The sequence below is a fragment of the Streptomyces sp. WAC05374 genome (assembly GCF_004353505.1).
In the GTDB taxonomy this organism is placed as follows: Bacteria; Actinomycetota; Actinomycetes; order Streptomycetales; family Streptomycetaceae; genus Streptomyces.
Genome location: NZ_SMNQ01000023.1, coordinates 65,094 through 81,551 on the forward strand (window position 1 = coordinate 65,094; position 16,458 = coordinate 81,551).

15 protein-coding genes and 1 riboswitch are annotated in these 16,458 nt (G+C 74.7%); of the genes, 5 read left to right on the plus strand and 10 right to left on the minus strand.

Annotated elements, in window-relative coordinates; translation table 11 throughout:
* Positions 1 to 11 precede the first annotated feature (11 nt).
* The 3 genes from E2B92_RS29330 to E2B92_RS29340 all read right to left on the minus strand — a co-directional run bounded on the left by E2B92_RS29330 (position 12) and on the right by E2B92_RS29340 (position 3,971).
* A complete protein-coding gene (locus tag E2B92_RS29330) occupies positions 12 to 2,828 on the minus strand; it encodes a SpoIIE family protein phosphatase (RefSeq protein WP_235024030.1) in 2,817 nt (938 codons plus the stop codon).
* Between the two features lie 59 nt (positions 2,829 to 2,887).
* The gene (locus tag E2B92_RS29335; RefSeq protein WP_126886211.1) at positions 2,888 to 3,385 is read right to left on the minus strand and encodes an SgcJ/EcaC family oxidoreductase; all 498 of its coding nucleotides are present in this window, start codon (positions 3,383 to 3,385) and stop codon (positions 2,888 to 2,890) included.
* Between the two features lie 79 nt (positions 3,386 to 3,464).
* Positions 3,465 to 3,971: a DinB family protein gene (locus tag E2B92_RS29340; protein WP_185923623.1), complete on the minus strand. Its 507-nt coding sequence runs from the start codon at positions 3,969 to 3,971 to the stop codon at positions 3,465 to 3,467.
* A gap of 176 nt (positions 3,972 to 4,147) precedes the next feature.
* Between E2B92_RS29340 and E2B92_RS29345 the strand changes: the two genes are divergently transcribed.
* The gene (locus E2B92_RS29345) at positions 4,148 to 5,209 is read left to right on the plus strand and encodes a GNAT family N-acetyltransferase (protein ID WP_126886213.1); all 1,062 of its coding nucleotides are present in this window, start codon (positions 4,148 to 4,150) and stop codon (positions 5,207 to 5,209) included.
* Here E2B92_RS29345 and E2B92_RS29350 read toward each other — a convergent pair.
* Positions 5,188 to 5,913 carry an isocitrate lyase/PEP mutase family protein gene (locus tag E2B92_RS29350; protein WP_126886215.1) on the minus strand — a complete coding sequence of 242 codons (726 nt, stop codon included), beginning with the start codon at positions 5,911 to 5,913 and terminating at the stop codon, positions 5,188 to 5,190. The genes E2B92_RS29345 and E2B92_RS29350 overlap by 22 nt on opposite strands.
* Positions 5,910 to 6,452 carry a carboxymuconolactone decarboxylase family protein gene (locus E2B92_RS29355; protein ID WP_126886217.1) on the minus strand — a complete coding sequence of 181 codons (543 nt, stop codon included), beginning with the start codon at positions 6,450 to 6,452 and terminating at the stop codon, positions 5,910 to 5,912. Before E2B92_RS29355 ends, E2B92_RS29350 begins: the two co-directional genes overlap by 4 nt.
* A gap of 47 nt (positions 6,453 to 6,499) precedes the next feature.
* Between E2B92_RS29355 and pdxR the strand changes: the two genes are divergently transcribed.
* A complete protein-coding gene (gene pdxR, locus E2B92_RS29360) occupies positions 6,500 to 7,936 on the plus strand; it encodes a MocR-like pyridoxine biosynthesis transcription factor PdxR (protein ID WP_126886219.1) in 1,437 nt (478 codons plus the stop codon).
* Positions 7,937 to 7,940: 4 nt separating this feature from the next.
* Here the strand turns inward: pdxR and rocD are convergent, their stop codons facing one another.
* The gene (gene rocD / locus E2B92_RS29365) at positions 7,941 to 9,143 is read right to left on the minus strand and encodes an ornithine--oxo-acid transaminase (protein ID WP_126886221.1); all 1,203 of its coding nucleotides are present in this window, start codon (positions 9,141 to 9,143) and stop codon (positions 7,941 to 7,943) included.
* A gap of 108 nt (positions 9,144 to 9,251) precedes the next feature.
* A riboswitch (ZMP/ZTP riboswitch) is annotated at positions 9,252 to 9,343 on the plus strand.
* A gap of 37 nt (positions 9,344 to 9,380) precedes the next feature.
* Between rocD and glyA the strand changes: the two genes are divergently transcribed.
* Positions 9,381 to 10,658: a serine hydroxymethyltransferase gene (gene glyA, locus E2B92_RS29370; RefSeq protein WP_133087757.1), complete on the plus strand. Its 1,278-nt coding sequence runs from the start codon at positions 9,381 to 9,383 to the stop codon at positions 10,656 to 10,658.
* Between the two features lie 105 nt (positions 10,659 to 10,763).
* Here the strand turns inward: glyA and E2B92_RS32775 are convergent, their stop codons facing one another.
* The gene (locus E2B92_RS32775) at positions 10,764 to 11,561 is read right to left on the minus strand and encodes a hypothetical protein (protein WP_160159801.1); all 798 of its coding nucleotides are present in this window, start codon (positions 11,559 to 11,561) and stop codon (positions 10,764 to 10,766) included.
* The gene (locus E2B92_RS29385) at positions 11,548 to 12,174 is read right to left on the minus strand and encodes an RNA polymerase sigma factor (protein ID WP_126889530.1); all 627 of its coding nucleotides are present in this window, start codon (positions 12,172 to 12,174) and stop codon (positions 11,548 to 11,550) included. Before E2B92_RS29385 ends, E2B92_RS32775 begins: the two co-directional genes overlap by 14 nt.
* Before the next feature lie 130 nt (positions 12,175 to 12,304).
* Between E2B92_RS29385 and trpS the strand changes: the two genes are divergently transcribed.
* Both trpS and E2B92_RS29395 read left to right on the plus strand, forming a co-directional pair.
* Positions 12,305 to 13,318 (plus strand): tryptophan--tRNA ligase, encoded by a 1,014-nt coding sequence (gene trpS, locus E2B92_RS29390; protein ID WP_126885975.1) that lies wholly within the window; start codon positions 12,305 to 12,307, stop codon positions 13,316 to 13,318.
* Between the two features lie 138 nt (positions 13,319 to 13,456).
* Positions 13,457 to 14,047: a 2'-5' RNA ligase family protein gene (locus tag E2B92_RS29395; RefSeq protein WP_126885973.1), complete on the plus strand. Its 591-nt coding sequence runs from the start codon at positions 13,457 to 13,459 to the stop codon at positions 14,045 to 14,047.
* Positions 14,048 to 14,074: 27 nt separating this feature from the next.
* Here E2B92_RS29395 and E2B92_RS29400 read toward each other — a convergent pair whose 3' ends face one another.
* Positions 14,075 to 14,836: a decaprenylphospho-beta-D-erythro-pentofuranosid-2-ulose 2-reductase gene (locus tag E2B92_RS29400; protein WP_126885971.1), complete on the minus strand. Its 762-nt coding sequence runs from the start codon at positions 14,834 to 14,836 to the stop codon at positions 14,075 to 14,077.
* Positions 14,837 to 14,914: 78 nt separating this feature from the next.
* Positions 14,915 to 16,282 (minus strand): FAD-binding oxidoreductase, encoded by a 1,368-nt coding sequence (locus E2B92_RS29405; protein ID WP_126885969.1) that lies wholly within the window; start codon positions 16,280 to 16,282, stop codon positions 14,915 to 14,917.
* Positions 16,283 to 16,458 lie beyond the last annotated feature (176 nt).

A 16,458-nucleotide genomic window follows, 5' to 3' on the forward strand; every position in this document is an offset into this window, starting at 1 on the left:
GGGCCGGGCGTCTAGAGGTCGCCGAACATGTCCAGCAGGGTCTGCTCGTCCGGTTCGGGGGTGGTGTGCCGGCCCGGCGGGACCTGTTCGGCCCAGACCGTCTTGCCCTGGGGCATGAACCGGGCGCCCCAGCTCTTGGTGAACCGGGCGACCAGGAACAGGCCCCGGCCGCCCTCCTCGGTGGTCGCCGCGCGGCGGATACGGGGCGAGGTGTTGCTGCGGTCGGACACCTCGCAGATCAGCGAGCCGTCGCGGAGCAGGCGCAGGGACACGGGCCCCTGGCCGCCGTACCGCACGGCGTTGGTGACCAGCTCGCTGACCACCAGGCCGGTGCTGAAGTCCAGCTCGGTCAGGTCCCACTCGGCGAGCTGGTGGTGCGTCAGGGCGCGGGCCCGGGCCACCACCGAGGGGTCGGAGGGCAGCTCCCAGGACGCCACCCGGTCGTCGGGCAGCGCGTGCACGCGGGCCAGGAGCAGGGCCACGTCGTCGCGGGGGCCGTCGGGGAGCAGGGTGCGGGTGACCCGGTCGCAGATCCGCTCCAGGGAGGGCTCCGGCACGTCGAGCGCGTCCAGGAGCTGCTTGGTGCGGGCGTCGGTGTCGGTGTCGCCGAAGCCGCGGCTCTCCTTGAGCAGGCCGTCGGTGTACAGCGCCAGCAGGCTGCCCTCCGGCAGGTCGACCGTGCCCGGTTCGTACGGCTGGAGCCCGCCGAGCCCCAGCGGCGGGCCGGCCGGCAGGTCGAGCAGCCGCGCCGGGCCGTCCGGCACCAGCAGCGCGGGCGGCGGGTGACCGGCCCGGGCGGCCGTGCAGCGGCACGACACCGGGTCGTACACGGCGTACAGGCAGGTCGCCGCCGTGGCGGGGTCCTCCTCCAGGGAGGCGCCGGAGGTGCGGCTGACCAGGTCGTCCAGGTGGGTCAGCACCTCCTCGGGCGGCAGGTCCAGGGCGGCCAGCGTGTGGACGGCCGTCCGCAGCCGGCCCATGGTGGCCGCCGCCTGGAGCCCGTGCCCGGCCACGTCCCCGACGACCAGGGCCACGCGCAGCCCCGACAGCGGGATCGCGTCGAACCAGTCGCCGCCCACGCCCGCCCGGGCGTCGGCGGGCAGATAGCGGGACGCCAGCTCCACGGCCGTCAGCCGGGGCGTGTCACGCGGCAGCAGGCTCCGCTGGAGCGTCAGGGACGCCTGGTGCTCCTGGCTGTAGCGGCGGGCGTTGTCCACGCTGATCGCGGCGCGCGCCGCCAGCTCGCCCGCCAGCGCCAGGTCGTCCTCCTCGTACGGCCAGGTCCTGCCGCGCCGGTAGAACCCCACCAGGCCCAGGACGGCTCCCCGCGCGGACAGCGGGGCGCCCAGGTAGGAGTGCACGCCCTCGCCGAGCAGGTCGACGGGGTGCTCGTCACCGGCCGGCGGACCGGTCAGGGCGGCGGTCAGCACCGTGTCCGTCACCGGCCTGCCGGTGCCCAGGCACCGGGCCTGCGGGCTGCCGGGCGGGTAGGCGACCGGCTCGTCCACCCGGCCGACCGGTGCGTCGCGGGAGTCCTCGCCCGCCCAGGCCGCCGCCCTGCGCAGGGCCGCCTTCGGGGCGGCGCGCCCGCCCGGGGGCTCCTCGCCCGCGAGGGCGCCCTCGACGAGGTCGACCACCACGACGTCGGCGAAGCGCGGTACGGCGATCTCGGCCAGCTCCTCGGCGGTGCGCCGCGCGTCCAGGGTGGTGCCGAGGCGGGCGCCCGCCTCGTTCAGCAGCGCCAGCCGCCCGCGCGCCTCGGCGGCCAGGCGGCCGACCCCCGGCTCGCCCACCAGCAGCAGCCACGCGTCGGGCCGCGCACCGGCCCCCTCCGCCTCGCCGGGCTGCTCCGGCCGGCCGGGCGGGCGGTGCAGCAGGGGCACGTCCCGGCCGTCCGGGGCGGTCGCGGTGACCGTCGTACCGCCGGCGGCGGAGCCGGCCCGGTCACGCGGGCCCTCGCGGCCCGGGTCGGCGAAGCTGACCTCCACGGCCGCGCCCTCCGCCTCGCCGTGGTGCAGCTCCCGGCGGCGCAGCGTGGCCACGCGGCCGCCCGCGAGCGCCACCTCGGCGAACGCCTCACCGCCGGAGGAGATCAGCTCGATGGCGCTCTCCAGCAGCGCCAGCCGCTCCTGCGGGGCCAGCCGGGGCGCCGCCGCGCCGAGCGGCGTGAGCTCGCCGGTTTCCAGGTGCAGCCGCCCGTGGCCGCCGCGCTCGCGGGCGTGCAGGAAGGAGCTCATCAGGTTCCGTTCCCTGGCGGTGCTCAGTTCCAGCAGGCGTTCGGCGATCCGGTCGGTGGCCTCGTGGAGGGCGAGCGCCATGCCGGGCCGGGCCAGTTCCCTGGGTATGGAGAGGTTGACCGCGCCCTGGACGCTGCCGCCCACCGGGTCCCGCACCGGGGCGGCCATACAGGTCAGCTCCTTGAGGTTGTGCAGGAAGTGCTCGTGGCCGACGACCACGAAGGGTGACCGGGTGCTCAGCACCATGCTGACGCTGCTGGTGCCCATGAACCGCTCGTCGACGTTGGCGCCCGGGACCAGCGAGGCGGCGTCCATGAGGTCCAGCCCGACGGGGTCGCCGCGCCGGTCGACGATGTGCGCCCGGGCGTCGGCCAGCGTCACCGTGACGGGCAGGCCGGAGAACCGTTCGCACAGGTGCTCCAGCACCGGTGCGGCGGCCCTGACGAGCCGGGACTCCGGATCGAGGTCGCTCTCGACCGGCAGGGCGGCACCCTCGGTGTCGATCCCCAGGGACCGTGAGCGCTGCCAGGAGGCGAGGATCTCCGGACGCACTCCGCCGACGGGCGGCCTCTGCTCACCGCGATCATCCACAAAACCAGGATAATCGGGCGAATCGCCCCTCGCGGCCCCGGGGCCCCGGGGCCGGGCCCTCAGCCCGCGGCCAGCGTCTCCGGGTCGATGACCTTGGTGTTCTGGGCGGCGGCGACCCGCCACACCCCGTCGTCCTTGGCCAGTACGTACAGCGGGGTGCCCGGCACGGCGTCCGGGTTGTCCGCCACCAGGGACGCCGGGTCGGCCTGCCCCCGGAACACCTCGTCGAGCCGCTCGCCACCGCGGGTGACCGGCCGCTGGCGCACCTTGACCGCGGCGACGTCGGGCCGCACGAACAGGATGTGCTCCACCTCGTAGGTGGCGGTCACGTCGTGGTCGATCGTGCCGGGCAGGACCTTGTGCGTGAAGGCGCTGATCTCGTCGAAGCCGGTCAGCCGCTTGCCGTGGGCGGTGGTCCAGAACGCGTCCCGGCGGAAGCCGCCCATGAAGGCGCCGGGGAGGGCGTTCTGCTGGGCGTGCTGCACGCCGGCGACGAACGCGACGATGGCGTCCACGTCCTCCTGCGGGACCGGTACGCCGGTGACCTGCGGGTTCATGATGTCTCCCGGGGTGAGGGGTTCGTTGCGCCGTCCAGCTTTCAACCTCGACCGCGGTTGATGTCAACCGGCTTGGGCGTCAGGCCCCGACCGTGCCGTCGACACCCTCGCGCAGCAGGTCCGCGTGCCCGTTGTGACGCGCGTACTCGTGGATCAGGTGCAGCATCACGTGCCGCAGGGAGACGTCGATGCCCCAGCGGGCGTTGTGGCCCGTGACATCGAGCGACGGGGCCGACGCCTCGACACGGCGGGCGTGTTCGACCTCCGCCTCCCAGGCGGCGAACGCCTCCGCGCGCGTGGCGCCCGTCGCGTCGTACGCCACCTGGTAGTCGCCCTCGGGCGACCAGACGAGCGGGACGTCCTCGCCGGCCATGGTCCGGCGGAACCAGGCGCGTTCCACCTCGGCCATGTGCCGGACCAGGCCCAGCAGGGAGAGCGCCGACGGCGGCATCGAACGGCGGCGCAGGTCCTCGTCGGACAGGCCGTCGCACTTCATGGCCAGAGTGGCGCGGTGGTAGTCCAGGAAGGCGCGCAGCATCGCGCGTTCGTCCCCGACCAGAGGCGGGCCGGTGCGTTCCGTGGTCACGGCGGAATCCCTTCGACGGGTGCGGCGGGCACGTGCTCGCGACCCAGGATGGATCACCACGGCGGCACGGCCCAGCGGATATCGGCGCCCGGCGGAAACGGCACGGCCCGGCGGACGTTCACCCCGGGGGAAAAACCGGTGGCCCCGGCCGGGCACGGGCCCCTAGGGTCGCCGGTATGACGATCATGGGAGCGCACGACGTCGACGAAGCGGTGGCGATCACGAGCGCGGCGCTGCGCACGGTGGCGGACCGGGACTGGTCCGGCCCGGCGGCCGGCCTGGAGTGGAGCTGTTACGACACGGCGGTCCACATCGCCGAGGACTTCACCGGCTACGCCACGCAGTTGACCGGCCGGGCCACCGACTCCTACGCCCCCTTCGTCCTCAGCGCCGAGCCCGGCACCGACCCGGCCGGACTCGTCCGCGTCATCGAGGTGACCGGCGGGCTGCTGTCCGCCGTCGTCCGCACCACGCCCCACGGCGTCCGCGCCTGGCACCCGTACGGCATGGCCGGGGCCGACGGCTTCGCGGCCATGGGCGTCGTCGAGACGCTGCTGCACACGTACGACATCCTCGGCGCCCTCGGCACTCCCGGCTGGCAGCCGCCCGGCCACCTGGCCGCCCGCGTCCTGGACACGCTCTTCCCCCACGTCCCGCGCACGGACGACCCGTGGCGGACCCTGCTCCGGGCGACGGGCCGCACGGCCGTCGACGACCGGCCGCGCCCGGCCGTCTGGCGCTGGTACGCCGACCCGGTGGCCGCCGAGCGCCTGGTGCTGTGCGAGGTCTCCCCGCTGGTCGCGGCCGACCTGCACGGCGGCGGCGACGGCGGCTTCACCTGGGCCGACGGCGGCCCGCCGGAGGGCACCCGGTTCGCCGCCGGCATGGTGACCGAGGCCCGCGAGGCGGGGACGTACCGCCCGGGCTGGGGCACGTACGCCATCGTCCGGGCCGCCGACCGCCGGGCGGTGGGCGCCATCGGCTTCCACGCCGCCCCGGACGCCGACGGCCGCGCCGAGATCGGCTACGACCTCGTCGAGGGCGCCCGCGGCCACGGCTACGCCACCGAGGCCGTGCGCGCCCTCACCGACTGGGCCCTCGCCCAGCCCGGGGTGAGCGTGCTGCGCGCCACCGTCGACCACGGCAACGCCCCCTCGCACGCGGTCGTCACCCGCGCCGGGTTCACCCCGGTCACCGACACCGACGACGGCACGGTCTACGAACTGCGCCGAAGCTGACCGGCGATGTCCCGCACCGCGTCCATCGCGCGGTGCAGCAGCCCCGGGCCGAACGTGACGCGCGTGGCACCCAGGCGCCCCAGCTCCGCGACCGGCGGGCCGCCCGGGAGCGGTGCCACGTTGAGGGGGCCCGCGATCTCCGCGCGCAGGAGCGGCAGGTGCGCGGGCGGCACGCCGATGGGGTACACGCAGTCGGCGCCCGCCGCCACGTACAGCCGCGCCCGGGCGATGGCGTCCTCCGGGTCGGTGACGCCCCGGAGGAAGGAGTCCACGCGGGCGTTCAGGAACAGCCGGTCGCCCGCCTCCGCCCGTACCCGGGCCAGCCAGTCGGCGTGCGCCCGCGGCTCCCGCAGCACACCGGCCCGGGAGTCCTCCAGGTTCACGCCCACCGCGCCGGCCTCCAGGACGCGGGCGACCAGCTCCTTCGGCGCGAGCCCGTAACCGCCCTCCACGTCCGCCGACACCGGCACGGAGACCGCCCGGGTGATCCGGCGGACGGCCGCGAACATCTCACCGGCGGGGGTCGCACCGTCCTCGTACCCCAGGGACGCCGCCACCCCCGCGGACGGCGTGGCCAGGGCCGGGAACCCGGCCTCCTCGAAGGCGCGGGCACTGGCCGCGTCCCACGGGCCGGGCAGCACCAAGGGGTCGCCCGGTGCCCGGCCATGGTGCAGGGCGCGGAACGCGGCGACGGCGTCCGTCACTTGGCGCCGCTCTTGAACTGGCCGGGGGTGTAGTGGCCCGGGGACTGGCGGGTGGCGACACCGAAGCGGTTCCAGGCGTTGATGACCGTGATCGCGGCGATGAGCTGGGCCAGTTCCGTCTCGTCGAAGTGCCCGGCGGCCCTCTCGTACACCTCGTCCGGGACGAAACCGTCCGTCAGGACCGTGACCGCCTCCGTCAGTTCGATCGCCGCGAGCTCCTTCTCGGTGTAGAAGTGCCGCGACTCCTCCCAGGCGCTGAGCTGGACGATCCGCTCGACCGACTCGCCGGCCGCCAGCGCGTCCTTGGTGTGCATGTCCAGGCAGTAGGCGCAGTGGTTGAGCTGCGAGGCCCGGATCTTGACGAGCTCGAGGAGGACCGGGTCCACGCCCCGGCGGGCGGCCGCGTCCAGCCGGATCATGGCCTTGAAGACCTCGGGGGCGTGCTCGGTCCAGGCGAGGCGGGGGCAGTGCTCGGTGGCGTACGCGTCCGCCGGGGTCTGCGGGTGGGGCTGGGTCTGCGTCGTCGTCTCTGTCGTCATGGCCACGACCGTACGGGGTGGATGGCGCACGGGTATGGTCCATTTCCATGACGGATTCCTGGGCCGCTTTCGGCGCCGACCTCCACCTGGACCTGCGCGGCCCCGGGCTGCGGTCCGGCCTGATGGACGCGCTGCGGGAGGCCGTGCGGACCGGGCGGCTCGCGCCCGGGACACGGCTGCCGTCCTCCCGCTCGCTCGCCGCCGACCTCGGCATCGCCCGCAACACGGTCGCCGACGCGTACGCCGAGCTCGTGGCCGAGGGCTGGCTCACCGCCCGGCAGGGCTCCGGCACGCGCGTCGCGCCGCGCGCCACCCCGCGCCCCGGCCCGGGCCAGGCACCCCGCGGCGGTGCCCACAGGGGCGCGCCGGCCCGCCCCGCACCGGCCCGGCGCCCGCCCGTGCGCCGCACCGCCGCCCACACCCTGCACCCCGGCACGCCCGACCTCGGGTCCTTCCCGCGCGGCGAGTGGCTCAAGGCGGCCCGCCGCGCGCTGACGTCCGCCCCGCACGAGGCGTTCGGCTACGGCGAACCGCACGGCCGCATCGAGCTGCGTACCGTCCTCGCCGACTACCTGGCACGGGCCCGGGGCGTGTACGCCGACCCCGGCCGCATCGTCATCTGCTCCGGCTTCGTCCACGGGCTGCGGCTGATGGCCCGGGTGCTGCGGGGGCGTCAGGTGCGGGACGTGGCCGTCGAGTCCTACGGGCTCGACATCCACTGGGACCTGCTCGGCGAGGCCGGTCTGCGCACGCCCGCCCTGCCCTTCGACGAGACCGGCACGAGGGTCGGGGCGCTGGGCCGGGAGGGCGCGGTCCTGATGACGGCCGCCCACCAGTTCCCGCTCGGTGGCGCACTGCCGCCGGACCGGCGTGCCGAGGCCGTCGACTGGGCGCGGCGCACGGGCGCGCTGATCCTGGAGGACGACTACGACGGCGAGTTCCGCTACGACCGCCAGCCGGTCGGCGCCCTCCAGGGCCTGGACCCCGAGCGGGTGGTCTACCTCGGCACGGCGAGCAAGTCGCTGACGCCCGGGATACGGCTGGGCTGGATGGTGCTCCCGGAGGCCCTCGTGGGGGACGTCCTGGCGGCGAAGGACCACTCCGACTGGGTGTCGAGCGCGCTGGACCAACTGACGCTGGCGGAGTTCATCCGCTCCGGCGCGTACGACCGGCACGTACGGGGCATGCGGCTGCGCTACCGGCGGCGGCGCGACCAGCTCGTGGCCGCGCTCGCCGACCGGGCGCCCGACATCCGCGTCAGCGGCATCGCGGCCGGGCTCCACGCCGTGCTGGAGCTGCCGCCCGGCACGGAGCGGTCCGTCGTCCAGGCCGCCGCGTGGCAGGGCCTGGCCGTCCAGGGCCTGGACCGCTTCCGCCACCCCGACGTGCCGCCCGGCCGCGACGCCCTGGTGGTGGGCTACGCCACCCCGACCGACAGCGCCTGGGCGGGCGCCCTGGACGCCCTGTGCCGCGCGCTGCCCTGAACCGTCAGCGCAGCACCTGGCGCAACTGCTCCAGGCCCCAGTCCAGGTCCTCCTTGCTGATCACCAGCGGCGGGGCGATGCGGATCGTCGAGCCGTGGGTGTCCTTCACCAGGACCCCGCGCTCCATCAGCCGCTCCGAGATCTCCCGCCCCGTGCCCAGGGCGGGCACGACGTCCACCCCGGCCCACAGGCCCCGGCCGCGCACCGCCTCCACGGCGCCCCCGCCCACCATCAGCCCCAGCTCGTGGTGGAGATGGTCGCCCAGCTCGGCCGCCCGCTGCTGGTACTCGCCGGTGCGCAGCATCGCCACGACCTCCAGGGCCACCGCGCACGCCAGCGGGTTCCCGCCGAACGTCGACCCGTGCTCGCCCGGCCGGTGCACCCCGAGGACCGCCGCGCTCGACACGACCGCCGACACCGGCACCACACCGCCGCCCAGCGCCTTGCCCAGCAGGTACATGTCCGGGACGACGCCCTCGTGTTCGCACGCGAACGTCCGGCCGGTGCGGCCCAGGCCCGACTGGATCTCGTCCGCGATGAACAGCACGTCCCGCCGCCGGGTCAGCTCCCGGACCGCCGGCAGGTACCCGGGCGGCGGCACCAGCACCCCGGCCTCGCCCTGGATCGGCTCCAGCAGGACGGCCACGGTGTTCTCCGTCATGGCCTCCTCCATCGCCGTCAGGTCCCCGTACGGCACGATCTCGAAGCCCGGCGTGTACGGGCCGTGGTCCGCCCGCGCCTCGGGGTCGGTGGAGAAGCTGATGATTGTGGTCGTCCGGCCGTGGAAGTTGTTCGCCGCCACGATGATCTTGGCCATGCCGTCCGGCACGCCCTTGACGCGGTAGCCCCACTTGCGGGCGGTCTTCACGGCGGTCTCCACCGCCTCCGCCCCGGTGTTCATCGGCAGCACCATCTCCATGCCGCACAACTGAGCGAGCCGCTCGCAGAAGTCGGCGAACCTGTCGTGGTGGAACGCGCGGGACGTCAGCGTCACCCGCTCGAGCTGCGCCTTCGCGGCCTCGATCAGCCGCCGGTTGCCATGGCCGAAGTTGAGCGCCGAGTAGCCGGCGAGCATGTCGAGGTAGCGCCGCCCCTCCACATCGGTCATCCAGGCGCCGTCCGCCGACGACACGACGACGGGCAACGGGTGGTAGTTGTGCGCGCTGTGCGCCTCGGCGGAAGCGATCGCGTCTTGTGTGCTCGACACGGGATCTCCGTTCGTCCTGCGGCGTGGGGCGGGAGTGGCGCCCCTTTCTATCGTCGCTCGCCATGCGGACGAAGAAACCTCGCCCCGGGCGCGGCGGCTAGGGTGGGGTTCACGCACGGCGACTGGCGTACGGGGAAGCGACCCCGGGGGAGCCGTGCGCGGCAGACCACACGAGGGTGCCGCCCGCCTGGGCACCCGCAGACCACGTCCGTGCTGCCGGCCCCCTTGGAGGACGCCATGACCAGCCTTCCCCTTCCCGCCCACCACCCCGCCCTGTCCGCCTCCGATCCCGAACTCGCCGCGCTCGTCGGCGCGGAGGAGCGGCTCCAGGCCGAGACGCTGCGGCTGATCCCGAGCGAGAACTACGTCTCGCACGCCGTCCTGGAGGCCTCGGGCACCGTCCTGCAGAACAAGTACAGCGAGGGCTACGCAGGCCGGCGCTACTACGAGGGCCAGCAGAACATCGACCAGGTCGAACGGCTCGCCATCGGCCGCGCCAAGGCCCTCTTCGGCGTCGACCACGCCAACGTCCAGCCCTACTCCGGCTCCCCGGCGAACCTCGCCGTCTACCTCGCCTTCGCCGAACCCGGCGACACCGTGATGGGCATGGCCCTCCCCATGGGCGGCCACCTCACCCACGGCTGGGGCGTCTCGGCCACCGGCACCTGGTTCCGCGGCGTCCAGTACGGCGTCCGCCACGACACGGGGCTGATCGACTTCGACGAGGTGCGCGACCTCGCGCTCAAGGAGCGCCCCAAGGTCATCTTCTGCGGTGGCACCGCGCTGCCCCGGACCATCGACTTCGCGGCGTTCGCCGAGATCGCCCGTGAGGCGGGCGCCGTCCTGGTGGCCGACGTCGCCCACATCGCCGGCCTGATCGCGGGCGGCGCCCACCCGTCGCCGGTGCCGCACGCGGACGTGATCTCCACGACCACCCACAAGACCCTGCGCGGACCGCGCGGCGCGATGCTCATGTGCCGCGAGCAGTACGCCAAGCCGCTCGACAAGGCGGTCTTCCCCGGCCTCCAGGGCGGCCCCCACAACCAGACCACCGCCGCCATCGCCGTCGCCCTCCACGAGGCGGGCCTGCCCTCCTTCCGTGACTACGCGCACGCGGTCGTCGCCAACGCCAGGGCCCTCGCGGACGCACTCCTCGCCCGCGGCTTCGACCTGGTCTCCGGCGGCACGGACAACCACCTGATCCTGATGGACCTCACCCCCAAGGACGTCCCCGGCAAGGTCGCCGCCAAGGCCCTGGACCGGGCGGGGATCGTCGTGAACTACAACACCGTCCCCTACGACCCGCGCAAGCCCTTCGACCCGTCCGGCATCCGCATCGGCACCCCCTCCCTCACCTCCCGCGGTCTCGGTACGCAGCACATGGCGGCCGTCGCCGACTGGATCGACCGGGGCGTCACCGCGGCACGCACCGGCGACGAGGCCGCCCTCGCCACGATCCGCGCGGAGGTCGCCGACCTGATGGCCGCCCACCCGGCCCCCGGCATCCCCGTCTGACGCGACCCCGCCCGGCCCCGGCACCGGCACGGCACCGCGCCGGGTCCGGTGCCGGGCCCGGGCCCGTACAGGCACCGCACCGGTGCCGGGCCCGGAGCCCCGCGCTCACGTGGACCCGGCGATCTCCACGGCCCGGTCCCGGGACGGCTCGCCCTCCAGGCGGAGGGTCGTACCGTCCGGGCGCGTCCACAGCAGCGTGGGGCCCGCCGTGCGTTCCGAGCGGGTCCACGCCCTGCCCCGGCCGTCCGTCATCGGGAACGTCAGCAGGTGCGGCCGCGCGAACCAGTACGCCGGGCCGACGCCCGCGACCTCCACGTACTCCGGGTGCTCGCGCACCGTCTTGCCGAAGCCGACGTCCAACCGGGCCGGGAACGCGTCCAGCCGTATCGTCCGCCCCGGCTCGTGCCAGCACAGGCTCACCACCCGCGGGCCGCCCGGCGCCTCACCGACCGACACCGCGTCCGGCGGCCCCAGGACCCCCGGCACCCGGGGCGCGAACCCGGCCCGCCGGCCCGCCTCCGCCAGGGGCACCGGCGAGGAGCAGCCGGGCACCACCGGGCCGGCCCCCGGCGCGGGCGTCGCCGAGGGGTCGTACCGCACCTGCACGCCCCCGAAGCCGAACCACTCCGCCACCGCCGCCCGCACCGGGGGCGTCAGCACCAGCACGACCAGCGCCCCGGACAGCACCACACCCAGCGCCCGCCACCGCCGCCGGGCCCACGCCCGCATCCGCTCGCCCCGCCCCGGCGGCTCCGCCACCGGCACCGGCACCGCCTCCGCCAGCAGCCGCGCCAGCACCCGCTCGGCCATCGACTCCCCGTCCACCTCCGGCACCCGCAGCCCGCGCCCCAGCTCCCGCAGCCGCCGCTCCAGCGCCGGGTCCGGCTCCTCACCCGCGCGCATCACTCACCCCCTCCCACGCGTCCCCCCCGGTCCCGTCCGGTCCGCCGGGCAGCATCCGGCCCAGCTTCTTCAGCGCACGGCTCAGCCGCGACTTCACCGTGCCCCGCGGCCAGCCCAGCGCCGCGGCCGTCTCCGCCTCGTCCATCTCCAGCAGGTACCGGCAGGTGACGACCCGGCGCTGCTCCTCGCTCAGCCCCCGCAGCGCCGCCGCCAGCAGCGCGCGCCGCTCCTCCTCCACGGCCGCCACCGCCGGGTCGGCCGACTCCGGTATCAGCGGCTCGGCGGCCAGCAGCTCCGCCTCCCGCCCGGCGACGGCCCGCTGCCGGACCGCCGAGCGCACTGTGTTTCTCGTCTCATTCATGACGATCCGCAGCAGCCACGGCTGGAAGGCCGAGCCGTCCTGGAACCGCCCCAGCGAGCAGTACGCCTTGATGAACGCCTGCTGCACCACGTCCTCCGCCTCCGCCCCCGCGCCGAACGCGACCGCCGCCCGCAGCGCGACCGGGGTGAAGGCGCGGACCAGCTCCGCGTACGCCTCCGCCTCCCCGGCGCGTACCCGTGCGATCACCGCGGCCTCGTCGACGACGATGCGGCCCCCCTCCCGCGTCCTCACACCCTGAATACACCGGCCGCCCCCGATCGGTTCCCACCCCGGCACCCACCCCGGCCCCCCGGCGGCATCCGTTCCCGGGCTGTCGGCATCCGTTCCCGAGCTGTCGGTGGCACCTGAGAGAATGAGGAACATGGCCTCTGATCGTCCTCGTGTGCTTTCCGGAATCCAGCCCACCGCAGGCTCGTTCCACCTCGGCAACTACCTCGGTGCGGTCCGTCAGTGGGTCGCGCTCCAGGAGACCCACGACGCCTTCTACATGGTCGTCGACCTGCACGCGATCACCGTTCCGCAGGACCCGGCGGAGCTGCGCGCCAACACCCGGCTCGCCGCCGCCCAGCTCCTCGCCGCGGGCCTCGACCCGGAGCGGTGCACCCTCTTCGTCCAGAGCCACGTCCCCGAGCACGCCCAGCTCGGCTGGGTCATGAACTGCCTGACCGGGTTCGGCGAGGCCTCCCGCATGACCCAGTTCAAGGACAAGTCCGCCAAGCACGGCGCCGAGCGGGCCACGGTCGGCCTGTTCACGTACCCGATCCTCCAGGTCGCGGACATCCTGCTGTACCAGGCCAACGAGGTCCCGGTCGGCGAGGACCAGCGCCAGCACATCGAGCTCACCCGCGACCTCGCGGAGCGGTTCAACGCCCGCTTCGGTGAGACGTTCACCGTCCCGGCGCCGTACATCCTGAAGGAGACCGCGAAGATCTACGACCTTCAGGACCCCTCGGTCAAGATGAGCAAGTCGGCCTCCACCCCGAAGGGCCTGATCAACCTGCTCGACGAGCCGAAGGCGACCGCGAAGAAGGTGAAGAGCGCGGTGACCGACACCGACACCGTGATCCGCTTCGACCCCGAGGACAAGCCGGGCGTCAGCAACCTGCTGACGATCATGTCCACCCTCACCGGCACCTCCGTCCCCGACCTGGAGCGGAGCTACGAGGGCAAGCTGTACGGCGCGCTGAAGACCGACCTCGCCGAGGTCATGGTCGACTTCGTGACCCCCTTCAAGACCCGCACCCAGGAATATCTGGACGACCCCGAGACGCTGGACTCGATCCTGGCGAAGGGCGCGGAGAAGGCCCGCGCGGTCGCCGGAGAGACGCTCGCGCAGACGTACGAGAAGGTGGGCTTCCTGCCCGCCAAGCACTGAGACCGGCGCGAGCGCCGGTGCGCGACCGGTACGGCACCGGCGCTGCTCCGGTGCCGGATCCAACGACTCTGGCCACGCGACGGGTCCAGCCGCCACACTGGCGGCTGAAGCCGATGACCGACACATGAGGAGAACGACGTGGGGACCGTAACGCTCGGCGTTTCGATCGCGGTCCCGGAGCCCTATGGCAGCCTGCTCCAGGAGCGGCGCGCGGGCTTCGGTGATCCCGCCGCCCACGGCATCCCCACGCACGTCACGCTGCTCCCGCCGACCGAGGTCGAGGCGGCGCGGCTGCCGGCGGTCCGGACGCACCTCGCCGAGGTCGCCGCGGCCTGCCGGGCGTTCCCGATGAGGCTGTCGGGCACGGGGACCTTCCGGCCGCTGTCGCCGGTCGTCTTCGTCCGGGTCGTGGAGGGCGCGGCGGCGTGCTCCTGGCTCCAGAAGCGGGTCCGTGACACGTCCGGCCCGCTGGAGCGGGAGCTCCAGTTCCCGTACCACCCGCACGTCACGGTGGCGCACGGCATCACCGAGGAGGCGATGGACCGGGCGTACGAGGAGCTGGCCGACTTCGAGGCGTCGTGGACCGTCGGCTCCTTCGCCCTGTACGAGCAGGGCGCGGACGGGGTGTGGCGGAAGCTGTCCGAGTACGAGTTCGGTGCCGGGCGTACGGCGCCGTCCGTGCCCGCCCAGGGCTCACCGGTCGACGAACCGGCCACCAGCCGCACCTGAGGCGAGCCGCACCCGAGGCGCCGCCCGTCACAGCGGCAGGCGGCGGAAGACCGGGCGCGGCAGGTGCCGGAGCGCCGACATCACCACGCGCAGCGCTCCCGGCACCCACACCGTCTCCGACCGGCGCCACAGCCCCAGCTCGATGGCGTGCGCGACCGCCTCCGGTGTGGTCGCGAGCGGCGGGTCGGCCAGCCCGGCGGTCATCCTGGTCCGCACGAAGCCGGGCCTGACGACCATCACATGGACCCCCGTGCCGTGCAGGGCGTCGCCCAGGCCCTGCGCGAAGGCGTCCAGGCCGGCCTTGCTGGAGCCGTAGATGAAGTTGGCGCGCCGGGCGCGCTCACCGGCCACCGACGACAGCACGACCAGGGAGCCGTGGCCCTGCGTCTGGAGAGCGTTCCCGCAGGTCAGGCCGGCCGAGACGGCGCCGGTGTAGTTGGTCTGGGCGACCTGGACGGCCGCGAGCGGCGCCGCCTCGTCGTGCGCCTGGTCGCCCAGGACGCCGAAGGCGAGCAGCACGACGTCGATGTCGCCCTCGGCGAAGACCTTCCCCAGGGCCTCCTCGTGCGAGGCGGGGTCGAGCGCGTCGAACGGCACCGTGCGGACCACGACACCGGCGCGGAGCTGCCCGAGGGACGCGGCGGCGGCGTCCAGGGCGGGGGAGGGGCGCCCGGCCAGCCAGACCGTCCGCGTACGGCGGGCGATCAGACGGCGGGCGGTGGCCAGGGCGATCTCGGACGTGCCGCCGAGGACGAGCAGGGACTGCGGGGCGCCGAAGGCGTCCTTCATGACGTCGTACTCCTTGCGTCGGGTCGGGACGGGTGGTGAGGCGGGGCGGGCGAGGGGGCGCGTGCCGACCCGCCGGGGTCAGAGGGACAGGCGGCGGGAGAGGTCCGAGGTGAACACCGCGCGCGGGTCCAGCTCCGCCCGCAGCGCCAGGAAGTCCGGCAGTCTCGGGTACATGGCGCGCAGCGCGTCCGGGCGCAGCCGCGAGTCCTTGGCGAGGTAGACGCGCCCGCCCGCGCCCGCGACCTCCTCGTCGAGCTCGTCCAGGAACGCGCCCAGGCCGCTGAGCCCGGCCGGGATGTCCAGCGCCAGCGTCCAGCCCGGCATGGGGAACGACAGCCAGCCCGGGTCGCCCTCCCCGAACCGCTTCAGGACGGCCAGGAACGACGGGCAGCCCCGGCGCGCGATCCGGCGCACGATGCGGCGCAGGGTGTCCTCCCGCCCGTACCCGACGACGAACTGGTACTGGACGAACCCCCCGCGCCCGTACACCCGGTTCCAGTGCGGGACCCCGTCCAGGGGGTGGAAGAAGGCGGACAGCCGTTGCAGCTCGCCGGTGCGGTGGCGGGGCGCCTTGCGGTACCAGAGCTCGTTGAACAGCCCGACGGTCGCGCGGCTGAGGAGCCCTTCGGGCAGCAGCGCGGGGGCGGCCGGCAGCCTGCCCGGGCGGAACGCGAGCGGGTCGCGCCGGGCGCGGCGCGGGAGCGCGTCGTACGGGGCGTGGTCCCCGCGCGTCAGGACGGCGCGCCCGGTGGCGGCGCCGCGCGCGAGGAGGTCGATCCAGGCGACGGAGTAGCGGTAACCGTGGTCGTTGGCGGTCAGGCGGGCCATGAGGTCGTCGAGGTCGGCGGCGCGCTCGGTGTCGACGGACATCAGCGACGTCTCGACCGGGAGGAGCTGGACCGTGGCGGACAGGATCACCCCCGTCAGCCCCATGCCGCCGGTGGTGGCGTCGAACAGGTCGGTGCCGGGGACGACGGTGCGGATCGTCCCGTCGGCGGTGAGGAGGTCGAAGGCGCGGACGTGGCGGCCGAAGGAGCCGGAGACGTGGTGGTTCTTGCCGTGGATGTCGGCGCCGATGGCTCCGCCGACGGTCACGTAGCGGGTGCCGGGGGTCACCGGGACGAACCAGCCGAGCGGCAGCAGCACCTCCATCAGACGGTGCAGGCTGACGCCCGCGTCGCAGACCACGACGCCCGCCTCCGCGTCGATGGAGCGGATGCGGGCGAGGGCGGTCATGTCCAGGACGTCTCCGCCGGCGTTCTGCGCGGCGTCGCCGTAGGCGCGGCCGAGACCGCGGGCGATGCCGCCGCGTGCGCCGCAGGCCCGGACCGCCTCGGCGGCCTCCTCGTAGCTGCGGGGGCGCAGGACACGGGCGACGGTGGGGGCGGTGCGGCCCCAGCCGGTCACCGGCTCGGCCGGCTCGGTGAAGGTGTCGGCATCAGGCATGGATGCGACCGTATCGCCGCGCTTGGGGTGTTTGACGGGTTTGTCGTCCGCGTCGCTCGGCTCGCCGAAATGGGTGATTAAACGAGTGTCATCAAAGATTGCCGCGCCCTCCGGCGTGCGGCGCGCCAGAGTCGCCCGTGGTGGACCCGTCCACGGAGACGAAAGGGTGGCGGAGG

Bases quoted from the DNA above. Each gene is read 5' to 3' on its own strand.
- E2B92_RS29400 (WP_126885971.1), bottom strand. From the start codon at position 14,836: ATGAAGGACGCCTTCGGCGCCCCGCAGTCCCTGCTCGTCCTCGGCGGC.
- E2B92_RS32775 (WP_160159801.1), bottom strand. From the start codon at position 11,561: ATGCGCGCGGGTGAGGAGCCGGACCCGGCGCTGGAGCGGCGGCTGCGG.
- E2B92_RS29355 (WP_126886217.1), bottom strand. From the start codon at position 6,452: ATGACGACAGAGACGACGACGCAGACCCAGCCCCACCCGCAGACCCCG.
- E2B92_RS29345 (WP_126886213.1), top strand. From the start codon at position 4,148: ATGACGATCATGGGAGCGCACGACGTCGACGAAGCGGTGGCGATCACG.
- pdxR (WP_126886219.1), top strand. From the start codon at position 6,500: ATGACGGATTCCTGGGCCGCTTTCGGCGCCGACCTCCACCTGGACCTG.
- E2B92_RS29335 (WP_126886211.1), bottom strand. From the start codon at position 3,385: ATGAACCCGCAGGTCACCGGCGTACCGGTCCCGCAGGAGGACGTGGAC.
- glyA (WP_133087757.1), top strand. From the start codon at position 9,381: ATGACCAGCCTTCCCCTTCCCGCCCACCACCCCGCCCTGTCCGCCTCC.
- E2B92_RS29405 (WP_126885969.1), bottom strand. From the start codon at position 16,282: ATGCCTGATGCCGACACCTTCACCGAGCCGGCCGAGCCGGTGACCGGC.
- trpS (WP_126885975.1), top strand. From the start codon at position 12,305: ATGGCCTCTGATCGTCCTCGTGTGCTTTCCGGAATCCAGCCCACCGCA.